Below are 12,991 nucleotides of genomic sequence, written 5' to 3' on the forward strand. Positions count from 1 at the left end.
ACAGGTGGTGCCCATGGTCAGCGCGCTGACCTGACCGTATGCTGACCGCGGGGGCGGCAGGCCGGTGGGGACCGGCGGGACCGGTGGAGTGGAGGCGGGGGACGATGACGGGGACACAGCCCGAGGTGACGCTGCGGTTCATGGCCGCGCCGACGGACGCCGGGCTGACCGGCACCGTGGACGGCGGTCGGGTGCTCGAGTGGATCGACAAGTCCGGCTACGCGTGCGCGGTGGGCTGGTCCGGGACGTACTGCGTGACCGCCTACGTCGGCAACATCAAGTTCGCGCAGCCGGTGCGCGTCGGTGACATCGTCGAGGTGCAGAGCCGACTGGTCTACACGGGCCGCACCAGCATGCACATCGTCACCACGGTCGCCTCGGGGGACCCGCGCACCGGGGACCTGACCGTCGCCACCCAGTGCCTGAGCATCTTCGTGGCCGTCGATACCACGGGCAGGCCCACCCCGGTGCCGGCCTTCGAGCCCGCCGACGACTGGGAGCGCGACCAGCACGAGACCGCCCGGCAGCGCATCGACCTGCGCCGCGACATCGAGGAGTCGATCGCCGGGCAGGTGTACAGCGAGGCCGGCGCGGCGCCGCGTACCGTGCTGCGGTTCCTCGCCGCGCCGACGGACATCAACTGGGGCGGCAAGGTGCACGGCGGGACGGTGATGCGCTGGATCGACGACGCCGCGCACGTGGTCGCGTCCGGGTGGCACGGCGGCCCCACGATCGCCGCCTACGCGGGTGGCGTGCGGTTCTACCGGCCCCTGCTGATCGGCGACCTGGTCGAGGTGGAGGCCCGGCTGCTGCACACCGGCACGACGAGCATGCACCTGGGCGTGCACGTGCGCTCCGGCGACCCGAAGACGGGCGAGATGAACCTGACCACGCACTGCATGATCGTCTTCGTCGCTCTCGACGACGAGCACCACAAGGTCCCGGTGCGCACGTGGGAGCCGGTGTCCGACGAGGACGCGGCGCTCGACGAGCACGCCCAGTACGTGATCGGTGTCCGGGAGCGCCTGCGCCGGCATGTGCCCGCGGTCCCGCCTCCCGCCCGGGCCTCGGCCCGCTGAGCGGCCGGCGGAGGGGGAGGGGTGGAGACGGTTCGCACGTGGCTGGCGCGGTTGTTCCTTCTGCCCGCCCGACGACGGAACTGGATCTTCGTCGGCATGGTCGCGGCCTGGTACGTGACGTCGACGGCCGCCTCCTCAGACCGCGAACCGGACGCCACCGACTCGACCACGGGCGGTGACCGATGAGCTGGCTGGAACGGACGGCTCGGCGGCTGGCCGTGATCAACCCGAGCCGGAAGAAGCGGATCGCGATCTCCGTGGGCGTGAGTCTGGCCCTCGGCGTCGTCTACCTCGTGATCCTGCGCGCGACCGGCGGCTCCCACGGGTCCTGGTCCGTGCTGCTCGTCGTCGCCTGGTTCGTGCTCTCGCACGTCGCCGGCCGCGTCATGGACGGGATGTCCAGCGGGCGCTACGCCGGCAAGCCGCTGGACCTGCCCCGCGCCCGGATGATGCGCGATGCGGCGCGGCACTACGCCCAGGTCACGTCGTGGACGAGCCCGCTCAGTGCCGAGGAGGCGTTCGGCCGGCTCGTCGGCCGCACGCAGGTCCCCCAGGTGCAGACGCGGGCCTACGACGGCGCCCTGTGGCTGCAGCTGTCCCAGCGCCGGTGGACGACCTCGCCCACAGACCCGGACCAGACCTTCGCGATGACGGTCACGACGGAGGCGATGGTGTTCATCGACGACGCGCCGCGGACCGCCGACGGCTGGTACCGACCGGGGAAGCGGTCGGTCGTGACCGTGCACCACGAGCGCCGCGAGGCGGAGGACCGGGGCGTCACCATGCTCGAGGACCACCGGCACGCCGCCGTCCTGACCGACCATCTGCTGATCGCGATCCAGGACGCGACCGGCGCCACGACCACGGGGGACGGAACGACGGGGGACGGAACGACGGGCGACGGAACCACCACCGACGACGGGAGCGGACGATGACGACGGCGGACACGGCACCGAACCGCCGCGCCGGATCACGAGGCGGCTGGATGGAGCGCACGGCGCGGCACGCCGCCCTCGCCACGCCGACCCCGGCGGCCCGGATCACCACCGCGGGGGTGATCGCCGTCGCGTTCTACGGCACCTTCCTCGTCGTCCTGCTGCGCACCGACATCATCGACTCGGCCTGGTATCCCCCGTTCGTCCTCGTCGCCATGGGCCTCGGCTACATCCTGGTGTCGATCGTCATCGCCGTGCTGACGGGGTGGCACCGCGACCGGCCCCTGGACCTCCCGCACGAGCGGTTGACCTGGCTCGGGACGCGACGCTATCGCCGGACGAGCACCTGGACCGGTCCGCTGGGCGCCGACGAGGCGCTCACGCAGCTCCGGCGGCGGCTGGCGATCGTCTCGACACAGCTGCGGGTCCTCGACGGCGGTCTCTGGGTCGAGCTGGAACGGGACATCGGGTCCGACGTCGACGCCGCCACGATGGGCGTGCGCGAACGCGCGGCCGTCGACGTCCTGGTGATCGTCGACCCCGCGACACCGGCGGGGACGGCCGGCGGCAGCCGGGTCACGGTGCACCACGGCCGGAGCCGGTGGCGCAGCGCTGCGCCCGACGGCGGCATGACCGCACGGCTGGCCGATCAGCTCCTGCTCGTGATCCGGGACATCACCGGCGGCTGAACCGTCCGGGCCCGCGCCGGACGCGGCTGTCAGCGGCCCGAGGCGCCGATCTGGTCGTAGGCGTCCAGGGCCCGGCGGCGGGTCTCCTTCAGATCCACCAGGGGCGCGGGGTAGTCCGCGGGCGGGTCGTTGTCCCACGGCTCGTGCAGCGCGGAGCCGGTGCGGCCGGCCAGCTCCGGAACGAACCGCGTGATGTAGGACCCGTCGGCGTCGAACTTCCGGCCCTGCGTCACCGGGTTGAAGACGCGCACGTACGGGAAGGCGTCCGCCCCGGAGCCGGCGGTCCACTGCCAGTTGGCGGGGTTGTTGGCGGCGTCGGCGTCGACCAGGGTGTCCCAGAACCACTGCTCGCCGGCCCGCCAGTCGATCAGCAGGTTCTTGATCAGGAACGACGCGGTGATCATCCGTACCCGGTTGTGCATCCAGCCGGTGTGCCACAGCTGCCGCATCCCGGCGTCCACGAGCGGGTACCCGGTGCGGCCGCGCTCCCAGGCCCGCAGGTCGCCGGGGGAGCGGCGCCACTGCATCCCGTCGAACTTCTCCCGGTGGTTCACCGTCGCCAGATCCGGATTCGCGTACAACAGGTGCCAGTTGAACTCGCGCCAGTGGATCTCGGCGAGGAAGGCGTCCCGGTCCTCCCGGGGGCTCGCGCCGGCGACGGCGGCGCGCACCTGGAACGGACTGACCTCCCCGAAGCGCAGGTGCGGCGAGAGCCGGCTGGTGCCCTCGACGCCGGGCCGCTCGCGGCTCCCGTCGTACCCGTCGAGGATGCCGTCGACGAATTCCTTGAGGCGATGCTGGGCCCCCGCCTCCCCGGGCTCCCACTGGGCCACCAGGCCGGCTGCCCAGTCCGGGTCGCCCGGGTAGAGCCCCCAGTCGTCGAGGTCGTCGGAGGCGATGCGCGGGCCGGCGAGCTTGCGCACGCGGGGCAGCGGATCGCGGGGCTCCTCGGCGCGCTGGCAGGCCCGCAGGAACGGTGAGTAGACCTGGAACGGCTCGCCAGCACCCGTCGTGATCGTCCACGGCTCGTGCAGCAGATTCGCGGCAAAGCTGTGCGCCTCGACGTCGTGCTCGCCCGCCCAGTTCTTGACGGCCGCATCGATCTCCCGCTCCGCGCCGCCGTACCGGCGGTTCCACAGGACGGCGTCCGCCCCGGCATCGGCCACCACCGCGGGGATCACGTCCGTGGCGGCCCCGCGGCGCAGCACCAGCTGGGCGCCCGCCGTCTCCACCGCCTGCCCGAGCGCCGTGAGCGAGTGGTGCAGCCACCAGCGGGCAGCGCCGCCGATCGCCCGCACCCCCTCGCTCTCCTCGTCCAGCACGTAGAGCACGACGACGTCGCCGTCGTCGGCGGCATGCCGCAGTGCCGGGTTGTCGGCCATCCGCAGGTCGTCCCGCAGCCACACCACCGTGGTCGTCATGCGGTCAGCCTACCGACCGGTCTCTCGATTCCCGAGACGACTATCGCCGCCGGCCGGAGCGGCCGACGGCGACAGGGTGGAACACCCGGACGGGCTCAGTACCCGCGTTCAGTATTCCGTGTTCAGTACTCCGTACGGCTCGGCTCCGCCGTGCCGGTCCCCGTCGGGGTCCCGGTCGAGTAGTCGACGTCGGAGGTGTCGCTCTCGATCGACTGCTGCGGCCGGGTGCCGGCCTTCAGCGCCGCCAGCCGGGCCTCGACCTCGGTCTGCTCGCCGAGGTCCTCGAGCGAATCGAACTGGGCGTCGAGGCTGGAGGAGGCCAGCTCCTGCTGACCGCGGACCCGCGCCTCCTCGCGCCGGACCTTCTCCTCGAACCGAGAGACGTCGCTCGTCGGGTCCATCACGTCGATGCTGCGCATGGCGTCGTGCACCTGGGTCTGGGCCTGGACCAGCTTCGCCCGCGAGTTCAGCTCGTCGCGCTTGCGGGTCAGCTCGTCGAGCTTGCCGCGCATCTGGTTCAGACCGTCCTTGAGCTTGTCGACGATCTCGCTCTGGGAGGCGATGGTCGGCTCGGCGCCCCGCGCCTCCTGCTCGGCGGACATCTGGCGCTGGATGGCGACCTTCGCCAGGTTGTCGAACTTCGTCGCGTCGGCCGCGTTGCCACCGGAGCGGAACTCGTCCGCCTTCCGGCTGGCCGCGAGGGCCTTGTTGCCCCAGTCCTGGGCCGCCTTGATGTCCTGCTGGTGGTCGTCCTGCAGCATCCGCAGGTTGCCGATGGTCTGCGCGACCGCCGACTCCGCCTCGGCGATGTTGTTCGTGTAGTCCCGGACCATCTGGTCGAGCATCTTCTGCGGGTCCTCGGCCTGATCGAGGATCGCGTTGATGTTCGCCTTCGCCAGTTGCGCGATGCGCCCGAAGATGGAGTGCTTGGCCATGCTGGTTCCTTTCGTGGATGTCAACCGTTGCTGCTCATCGCTGCGGGCCGCCGAACCGGTGCCGGTCGGACACCTCGATTCTGGAGGTCCGCAGCGAGGAAGTCGAGGTCAGGGGCTCGTGTGCTCGCGGAGGTCAGGGGCGCACCGGCTCAGAAGTCTCCGCCGCCGAAGTCGCCCCCGCCGAAGTCTCCGCCGCCGAAGTCGCCCCCACCGAAGTCTCCGCCACCGCCGCCGTCCCAGCCGCCGCCTCCACCCCAGGAGTCGCCGCCGCCCCAGCCGCCACCACCGTGGCCGCCGCGCAGGATCGAGTCGATCAGGATGCCGCCGAGCATGGCACCGCCGAAGCCGCCGCCGAACCCGCCTCCGAAGCCACCGCCGCCGCCGTACCCGCGGCCGCGTCCGCCGCCCCAGCCGGCGTAGTCGCCGATGTCGTCCTGGGCGGCGCGGCTCGCCTGGTCGGCGAGGCTCTCCGCCTGCTGGGCGTACGTCAGGGCGGACCGCGGGTCGCGGGACTGCAGGGCGAGCGCCTGGTCCAGGTTGCGCTGGGCCTCGGCGACCCGGGTGCGTGCCTCGCTGCCCACACCGCCGCGGCGGGTGGCGATGAAGTCCGACGCGGCGGAGATCTTCGCCTGCGCACTCATCACCGCCTGCTGCAGGGCGTCGCGGGCACGCCGGGACTCGGACTGGGCGTCACGGATGCCGGTCAGCGACGCGTCGAGCGTGCGGTGGGCGCTCTCGACGCGGCGCAGCAGGTCGAACGGGTCCGGCCGCCCGGACCGCAGGTCGGTCTCGACGGCGGAGACGGCCGTCTCCGCGGCGGCGACCTGCCCGACGAGCTCCGGGTTCTGGCCGCTGGAGGCGAGGGCCTTCGCCTCCGCGATGTCCTGCGCGGTGTCGCCCATCGCCCGGCGCAGCTGCTCGTCGGCCCGGCCGAGGTCACCACCGACCCGGTCGATGGCGTCGAGCAGCTGATCGGTCTGCTGCACGGCCTGCTCGGCGGCCCGGATGGCCAGCGCCGCCTCGGACCGGTTGCCGGACGCGTCCTGCAGGTTGCGCTGTGCCGCTTCCTGCGCGGACGTGACGAAGGCGAGGCGTTCGTTCGCCTGCGCGATGTTGTCCGCGATCGTGGCCAGCGCCGAGTCGGCATACCGCCCCCGCAGCGAGGCGAGCGACCGCTCGTGCTCCGCGACCCGGGCCCCGGCCTGCTGGGCGGCCTCGGAGACTCGGGCCAGCGCCTCGGGCGCCTGCTGCTCCAGCGAGCGCAGCGCGTCGAAGTCGCCCTTCTGCTGCTCGAGCGCCCGGTTCGCGTCCTGGGACCGGTTGATGATCTCCCCGAGCCAGGCCCGCTGCTGCTGCTCCGTGTCCGGGATGTCGTCGTCGAGCTGCTGACGCAGTTTGAAGGACTCGCGCAGGTGCGTCTTCGCGTCCTCGATCGCGGCCGCGAACCGGCCGGTCTCCTTCTCGCCGTACTGGGCCTGCGCGAAGGCGAGTTCCTGCTCCGAGGTGCGGATCCCGTCGTCGGCGGCGATCAGCGCCGCCCCGGCCTGCTTGTTCAGCTCGTCCACGGTCAACCCCGCGAAGGGGTCGGCGGGCTGACGGTTCTGCTGACCGCCCTCGTTCTCGTAGACGGTGCCAGTGCCGTCCTGCCGGTACGTGCCGGCGATCTGCTTGTCCCGGTTCTTCCGGCGACGGCCGAAGAAGAAGATGCCACCGATCACGGCGGCGGCGACCAGGCCGACGCCGAGCAGCGGGGAGAGGATGCCGGTGCCGCCGCCCGAGGAGGAGGTCTGGCGCTCGACGGCGCCGCCGCCGGCCGCGCTGCGGAGCCCGTCCGCCGCGGTCACGGCGGCCTGCGCCCAGTTGCCGGACCTGACCTCGGAACCGACGGCGTTCTTGACCGTGGTGATCTCGCTGTCGCTCACGCTGTTGGTGCTGTAGTCGATCAGGGCGCCGCTGCGGGAGCCCGTGGCGACGGCGAGGACGGCCGAGTTGGCCGGCGAGCCGCTGCGCTGCAGGGCCGACTTCGCCCACTCGCTGCCGGTGCTCGCCCCGTCGAAGGTGTCGACGTAGGCGACGTAGAGGTTCAGCCCGGTGGACTGCTTGAGGTCCTGCACGGCCTGCTGCACGCGCGAGGCGTCACCGCCGAGGACACCCGCGGAGTCGATCACCGTGCGGCTGGAGCTGAAGGTCACCGGGGACTCGGCGTGCGCGGTCAGAGGAAGGACCCCCGTGAGGCCGAGCGCGGCCAGCAGGGCGATCAGGGCGGCGACGGGTCGTCGGTGGCGGGAGCGCATGGAATTCCCCTCATCTCCCGGTCGGAGCGCTTCTCGCGCAGTCCGCCACGCTTCTCGTGACCGGGCCGCCGGGATCATCTTGATTCTATGGTTGCGACAAAACGTCGCGGAAGGCGACCGCATCCGCCGGCAGCGAAACCGCGGTCCCGTGTTCGGCGGCCTCACAGTCGATGCTCAGGGAACGACTCCGCCGGGCACAGATTTGAAGGTCAGACTGTCCGTGAAGCAGGGTTGTGGTTCAGGTTGAGAAAGGAACCCATCATGACAGAGCAGCACGGGTCGGATCAGCCGACTCCTCGCGGGTCCACGGGTGACGGGGCGCCGCCGCGGCCGTCCCACCAGCCGGGTGAGTCCTTCACTCAGCCGATTCCCCGGCCCGAGGACACCCAGTCCTACGGCCAGCAGTCCGGCGACCGTCCTCCGCTGGGTCAGGAGGGCTACGGCTCCTACGGACACCAGTCGGACCAGGCCGGATACGGCCAGTACGGACACGGCGACCAGTACGGCCAGCAGCACGACTACGGTCAGTACGGTTCCGGCGACCAGTACGCCTCGAACGACCAGTACGGGCAGCACAACGCGTACGGCCAGCAGGACCAGTACGGCCAGCAGGACCAGTACGGCCAGCAGGGCCAGCACGACGGCTCCGGTGCGGCCTGGGGCGGCGCGGGCACGACGGCGACCGCGACCCGGCCGGCCGGCCGGCGCCGCCGCTTCGGCGCCGGCACCCTGATCGCGTGCACCCTGGCCGCGGGCCTCGTCGGCGGCGGTGCAGCCGCCGGTGTCGCGACCCTGGACAACGGCGGGGCGACGGCGGCGTCGTCGACCACCTCGCAGCAGTCCGGCACCAACACCGTCATCGTCAACAACCAGAAGAACGTCAACGCGATCACCGCGTCCGCCCAGAAGGCGTCGCCCTCGGTCGCGACGATCTCGGTCGCCGGTGGCGGGTCGTCCGGTACGGGGTCGGGGATCATCCTCGACAACGACGGCCACATCCTCACCAACACGCACGTCGTCACGCTCGACGGCGCGGTGTCCAAGCCCACCATCCAGGTCCAGCTCAACGACGGGCGGATCTTCACCGGCTCCGTCGTCGGCACCGATCCGCTCTCCGACCTCGCCGTCATCAAGATCAGTGCGCCGAACCTGACGCCGGCCGAGATGGGCAGCTCCTCGTCGCTGAACGTCGGCGACACGGCCATCGCCATCGGGTCCCCGCTCGGTCTGGCCAACACCGTCACCGACGGCATCGTCTCGACCCTGAACCGCACCATCCAGGTGCAGTCCTCGGCCGTGCCGAAGGACAGCAGCGGCGACTCCGGCAGCGACCAGAACGGCCAGTCGCAGAGCCCCTGGAACTTCGCCCCTCCGGGTGGCGGCCAGAGCCAGCAGAGCTCGAGCCAGGGCAACGTGTACCTGAACGTGATCCAGACCGACGCGGCGATCAACCCCGGCAACTCCGGCGGCGCGCTGGTGGACCAGAACGGCAAGATCATCGGCGTCAACGTCGCGATCGCCTCGTCCGGGTCCTCGCAGTCCGGCAGCAGCGCGGGCAACATCGGTGTCGGCTTCTCCATCCCGATCGACCACGCCAAGCGCGTCGCGGATCAGATCATCAAGGACGGCAAGGCCACGCACGGCCAGCTCGGCGCGACCGTGCAGTCCTACGCCCCCGGGTCCTCCTCCTCGAGTGCCGCGTTCTCGAACGGGGCGCAGATCCAGAGCGTCGTCTCCGGCGGCGCGGCCGAGAAGGCCGGCCTGAAGAAGGGCGACGTCGTGACCAAGGTCGGCGACCGGACGGTGCGGGACAGCCAGGAGCTGACCGCCTCGGTGCGGGAGCAGGCCGCCGGCGCCACCGTCAAGGTCGAGTTCACCCGCGACGGGAAGACCCAGACCGCGGACGTGACCCTCGGCGAGGCCACCATCCAGTAGCCCGGGTCCCGCCGATCCGCGTCATCGCAGCGCCGTCCCCGCCACCACGGGGGCGGCGCTGCGGCGTTCCCGATCCATTCCCGGGAGGGATTCAGGAGCGGCCCGGTGCGGGGACCCGCCCTGTGATTAGCTAGGGAGCGTGCAGACCTCGGGTTTGAAGATCCTCGTCCTGGTCAAGTACGTCCCGGACAGCCAGTTCCCTCGCCACCTCAGTGGTGACGGCCACACGCTCGCGCGCGGCGACAGCACCCTCTCCGAGCTCGACGAGTACGCCCTCGAGGCCGCCGTCCGGATCCGGGAGGCGGCCGCAGCGGACGACGCCGGCACCGTGAGCATCACGGCGCTGACGATGGGCCCCGCCGACGCCGCGAACGCGCTCCGCAAGGCCCTGCAGCTGGGCGCCGACGACGCCTACCACCTGACCGACGACGCGCTCGCCGGCTCCGACGCCGCCGCCACCTCCCGCGCGCTGGCCGCCGTCGTCGAGCACCTCGGGGGAGCGGACCTCGTCCTCTGCGGCATGGCCTCCACCGACGGGGAGACCTCCCTCGTCCCGGCGCAGCTCGCCGAACGCCTGTCCCTGGCGCAGATCACCTTCGCGGCCAGCCTCGAGGTGGCCGACGGCACCGTCCGCGCCACCCGCAACGGCACCACCGACGCCGAGAGCATCGAGGCACCGCTGCCCGCGCTGGTCTCGGTCACCGACCAGGCCAACGACCCGCGCTACCCGAACTTCAAGGCGATCATGGCCGCGAAGAAGAAGCCGGTGACGACGCTCTCCCTCGCCGACGTGGGGCTGGAGCCCGACGCGGTCGGCCCCGCCGGGTCCTGGACCCGCGTCCTCGAGGCCACCGAGCGGCCCTCCCGCACCGCGGGCACCGTGATCACCGACGAGGACGGCGACGCCGGCGTCAAGCTGGTCGACTTCCTCGCCGAGCGCCGGCTGCTCTGACCGGCGCACTGCTTCCCGTCCCGGGCCAGCCCCGTTCCGCGTCTCGCTGAGGAGATCTCCATGAGCACCGCCCTCGTCTACCTGGACGACCCGCACGGCACCACCCTCTCGAAGGCGGCGCGCGAGCTGCTGACCCTGGGCCGCTCGCTCGGCGACGTCACCGTGCTGGTACCGGTCGAGGTCGAGTCCGTGCTGCTGGACAGCCTCGCCGAGCACGGCGCGACGGGCCTGCTGACCCCGGCCGAGCCGCTGCCGGACCTGCTCGTGGCCGCGAAGGCCGCGCTGCTGGCGGCGGCGATCCGGCAGGTGGGTCCCGACGTCGTGCTGCTGGGCAACTCGTTCGAGGAGAAGGAGATCGCCGGCCGCGCCGGCATCAAGGTCGAGTCCGGCGTGATCACCGACGCCGTCGCGGTCAGCGCCACCGACGAGGGCGTGGCCGCCGCCAAGGCCGTGCTGGCCGGGGCGTGGTCCTCCCGCGCGACCGTCACCGTCGGGACCCCGATCATCACGGTCAAGCCGAACGCCGTCGTCGCGCTGGCCGCGTCGGAGTCGACCCCGGTGACCACCGGGACGGTCACGGTCCCGGACCCGGGGCCGGCCGCCCGCATCACCGCGCGGTCGCCCAAGCCGGCGAGCGCCCGCCCGGACCTGACCGAGGCGCGCGTCGTCGTCGCCGGCGGACGGGGGACGAACGGCGACTTCGCGCCGCTCGAGGCGCTCGCCGACGAGCTCGGGGCCGCGATCGGCGCCTCCCGCGCGGCGACCGACGCCGGCTGGATCGAGCACGACGCCCAGGTGGGGCAAACCGGCAAGACCGTCTCCCCGCAGCTCTACATCTCCGCGGGCATCTCCGGGGCCATCCAGCAGAAGGCCGGGATGCAGACCTCGCAGACGATCATCGCGATCAACAAGGACGCCGACGCTCCCGTGTTCGAGGTCGCGGACCTCGGCATCGTGGGCGATCTGTTCACGGTGCTGCCGCAGGCCACGGAGGAGATCCGCCGCCGCCGCGGCTGAGGATGGGTCAGCGGGTGAAGCTGGCGCCGGCGAAGTCGTGCTGACGCCACGCCTCGTAGACGGCGATCGACGCCGCGTTCGTCAGGTTGAGCGACCGGCGGCCGGGCAGCATCGGGATCCGCACCAGTTCCGTGATGTGCGGGTCCGCCTTCGCCTCCGCGCTCAGACCAACCGACTCGCGGCCGAACATCAGCACGTCGCCCGGCTCGTAGGCGACGTCGCTGTGCGTCCGGGTGCCCTCGGCGGTGAACGCGAAGACCCGCGCCGGCATCAGGGCCGCCCACGCCGCCTCCCGGTCCGGGTGCACGGTCATGACGGCGAGGTCGTGGTAGTCCAGCCCCGCGCGGCGCAGTTTGTTCTCCTCGAGGTCGAAACCGAGGGGCTCGATCAGGTGCAGCTCCGCGCCGGTCAGCGCCGCCAACCGGATCGCCGCCCCCGTGTTGCCGGGGATCTCGGGGGAGTCGAAGAGGATGCGGAACACGCCGACCAGTGTAGTGGCGCCGGTGGACGGCCCGGACCGTGGCCCGACCCGTGACAGGCCACGGCGCCCGGGCGAGAATCGAGCCATGACCAGCACCGACGACGACGCGGGGACGGCCGCCGCTCCGACAGCCGGGGAGGTGCGGCCGTGGGTGCTGCACGTCGACCTCGACCAGTTCATCGCCGCCGTCGAGGTGCTGCGCCGTCCGGAGCTGGCCGGCCGGCCCGTCGTCGTCGGCGGCCGCGGGGATCCGACCGAGCGGGCCGTGGTGTCGACGGCCTCCTACGAGGCCCGGGCGTTCGGTGTCGGGTCCGGGATGCCGATGAAGATCGCCGTCCGCAAGATCCCCGATGCCGTGTTCCTGCCCGTCGACGCCGCCGCCTACGAGGCCGCCTCGGCCGTCGTGATGGCCACCCTGCGCGAGCAGCCCGGGGTCGTCGTCGAAGTGCTCGGCTGGGACGAGGCGTTCCTCGGCGTGACGACCGACGATCCCGAGGGCGTGGCCCGGCAGGTCCAGGCCGCCGTGCTCGCCGCGACCGAACTGCACTGCTCCGTGGGCATCGGGGACAACAAGGTGCGCGCCAAGATCGCCACCGGCTTCGGCAAGCCGCGCGGGCACTACCGGCTGACCGCGGAGAACTGGTTCGCCGTGATGGGGGAGCGGCCCACCCGGGAGCTGTGGGGCGTGGGCGCCAAGGTGTCGGCACGGCTCGGCACGCTCGGCGTCCGCACGGTGGCCGAGCTCGCCGTCGCCCCCGAACCGGACCTGGTGACCGAGTTCGGCCCGCGGATGGGCCCCTGGTACGGCGGCCTCGGTCGCGGCGAGGGGCCGCGCGTCGTCGACGACTCCCCGTGGGTGGCCCGCGGACACAGCCGGGAGACCACCTACCAGCAGAACCTGACGACGCCCGAGCAGATCGCCGACGCGATCCGGGTGCTGGCCGAGGCCGTGCACGGGGACACCGAGGCCGAGGAGCGGCCGGTGGTCCGGCTCACGCTCAAGGTCCGGTACGCGCCCTTCTTCACGAAGGTCTACGGCGGCAAGCTGCCCGAGCCGACCCGGGACCGGGACGCCGTCGTCGCCGCGGCCGTCGACCTGGCCGGCCGACTGGAGCCCGACCGGGAGGTGCGGCTGCTCGGGGTGCGTGCCGAGATGGCGCTGCCCACCCCGACCGACCCCGAGACCCGCACGCCCGTGCGCGGCCGCTGGTGAGGCGTGACGGCGCCGCCGCGACGGCGGATGACGGCGCCGG

At 72.4% G+C, this 12,991-nt stretch carries 12 protein-coding genes; 8 read left to right on the forward strand and 4 right to left on the reverse strand.

The window, feature by feature from the left end:
• Positions 1-104 precede the first annotated feature (104 nt).
• The 4 genes from BGP79_RS06125 to BGP79_RS06135 are packed head-to-tail and all read left to right on the forward strand — an operon-like array spanning position 105 to position 2,703.
• Complete coding sequence (locus BGP79_RS06125) at positions 105-1,079, forward strand: acyl-CoA thioesterase (RefSeq protein ID WP_076693717.1); 975 nt, start codon at positions 105-107, stop codon at positions 1,077-1,079.
• 21 nt (positions 1,080-1,100) lie between these two features.
• Entirely contained in the window at positions 1,101-1,265 is a 165-nt protein-coding gene (locus BGP79_RS16590) for a hypothetical protein (RefSeq protein ID WP_158067145.1), read from the forward strand.
• Entirely contained in the window at positions 1,262-2,014 is a 753-nt protein-coding gene (locus tag BGP79_RS06130) for a hypothetical protein (RefSeq protein ID WP_076693718.1), read from the forward strand. The genes BGP79_RS16590 and BGP79_RS06130 overlap by 4 nt, the downstream gene beginning before the upstream one ends.
• Positions 2,015-2,064: 50 nt before the next feature.
• Positions 2,065-2,703, forward strand: coding sequence for a hypothetical protein (locus BGP79_RS06135; protein WP_076693719.1), 639 nt, complete (start codon positions 2,065-2,067; stop codon positions 2,701-2,703).
• Between the two features lie 29 nt (positions 2,704-2,732).
• On the opposite strand, the gene BGP79_RS06140 is transcribed toward BGP79_RS06135, so the two are convergent.
• From BGP79_RS06140 to BGP79_RS06150, 3 genes are all read right to left on the reverse strand, one after another.
• Positions 2,733-4,124: a deoxyribodipyrimidine photo-lyase gene (locus tag BGP79_RS06140; protein WP_076693720.1), complete on the reverse strand. Its 1,392-nt coding sequence runs from the start codon at positions 4,122-4,124 to the stop codon at positions 2,733-2,735.
• Positions 4,125-4,246: 122 nt separating this feature from the next.
• Positions 4,247-5,059, reverse strand: coding sequence for a PspA/IM30 family protein (locus BGP79_RS06145; RefSeq protein WP_076693721.1), 813 nt, complete (start codon positions 5,057-5,059; stop codon positions 4,247-4,249).
• A gap of 149 nt (positions 5,060-5,208) precedes the next feature.
• Positions 5,209-7,353 (reverse strand): TPM domain-containing protein, encoded by a 2,145-nt coding sequence (locus BGP79_RS06150; protein ID WP_076693722.1) that lies wholly within the window; start codon positions 7,351-7,353, stop codon positions 5,209-5,211.
• Between the two features lie 261 nt (positions 7,354-7,614).
• On the opposite strand from BGP79_RS06150, the gene BGP79_RS06155 reads away from it, so the two are divergent.
• The 3 genes from BGP79_RS06155 (at position 7,615) to BGP79_RS06165 (ending at position 11,257) form a co-directional block, all read left to right on the forward strand.
• Entirely contained in the window at positions 7,615-9,288 is a 1,674-nt protein-coding gene (locus BGP79_RS06155; protein WP_076693723.1) for a S1C family serine protease, read from the forward strand.
• Positions 9,289-9,442: 154 nt separating this feature from the next.
• The gene (locus tag BGP79_RS06160; protein WP_076693920.1) at positions 9,443-10,240 is read left to right on the forward strand and encodes an electron transfer flavoprotein subunit beta/FixA family protein; all 798 of its coding nucleotides are present in this window, start codon (positions 9,443-9,445) and stop codon (positions 10,238-10,240) included.
• Positions 10,241-10,300: 60 nt separating this feature from the next.
• Positions 10,301-11,257, forward strand: a complete 957-nt coding sequence (locus BGP79_RS06165; protein ID WP_076693724.1) for an electron transfer flavoprotein subunit alpha/FixB family protein — start codon at positions 10,301-10,303, stop codon at positions 11,255-11,257.
• A 7-nt stretch (positions 11,258-11,264) separates the two neighbouring features.
• Here BGP79_RS06165 and BGP79_RS06170 read toward each other — a convergent pair whose 3' ends face one another.
• Positions 11,265-11,738 (reverse strand): tRNA (cytidine(34)-2'-O)-methyltransferase, encoded by a 474-nt coding sequence (locus BGP79_RS06170; protein ID WP_076693725.1) that lies wholly within the window; start codon positions 11,736-11,738, stop codon positions 11,265-11,267.
• 151 nt (positions 11,739-11,889) lie between these two features.
• Between BGP79_RS06170 and BGP79_RS06175 the strand changes: the two genes are divergently transcribed.
• The gene (locus tag BGP79_RS06175; protein WP_076693922.1) at positions 11,890-12,951 is read left to right on the forward strand and encodes a DNA polymerase IV; all 1,062 of its coding nucleotides are present in this window, start codon (positions 11,890-11,892) and stop codon (positions 12,949-12,951) included.
• The last annotated feature ends 40 nt before the right edge of the window (positions 12,952-12,991 follow it).

The organism is Tersicoccus sp. Bi-70 (genome assembly GCF_001968825.1).
Lineage (GTDB): Bacteria > Actinomycetota > Actinomycetes > Actinomycetales > Micrococcaceae > Tersicoccus.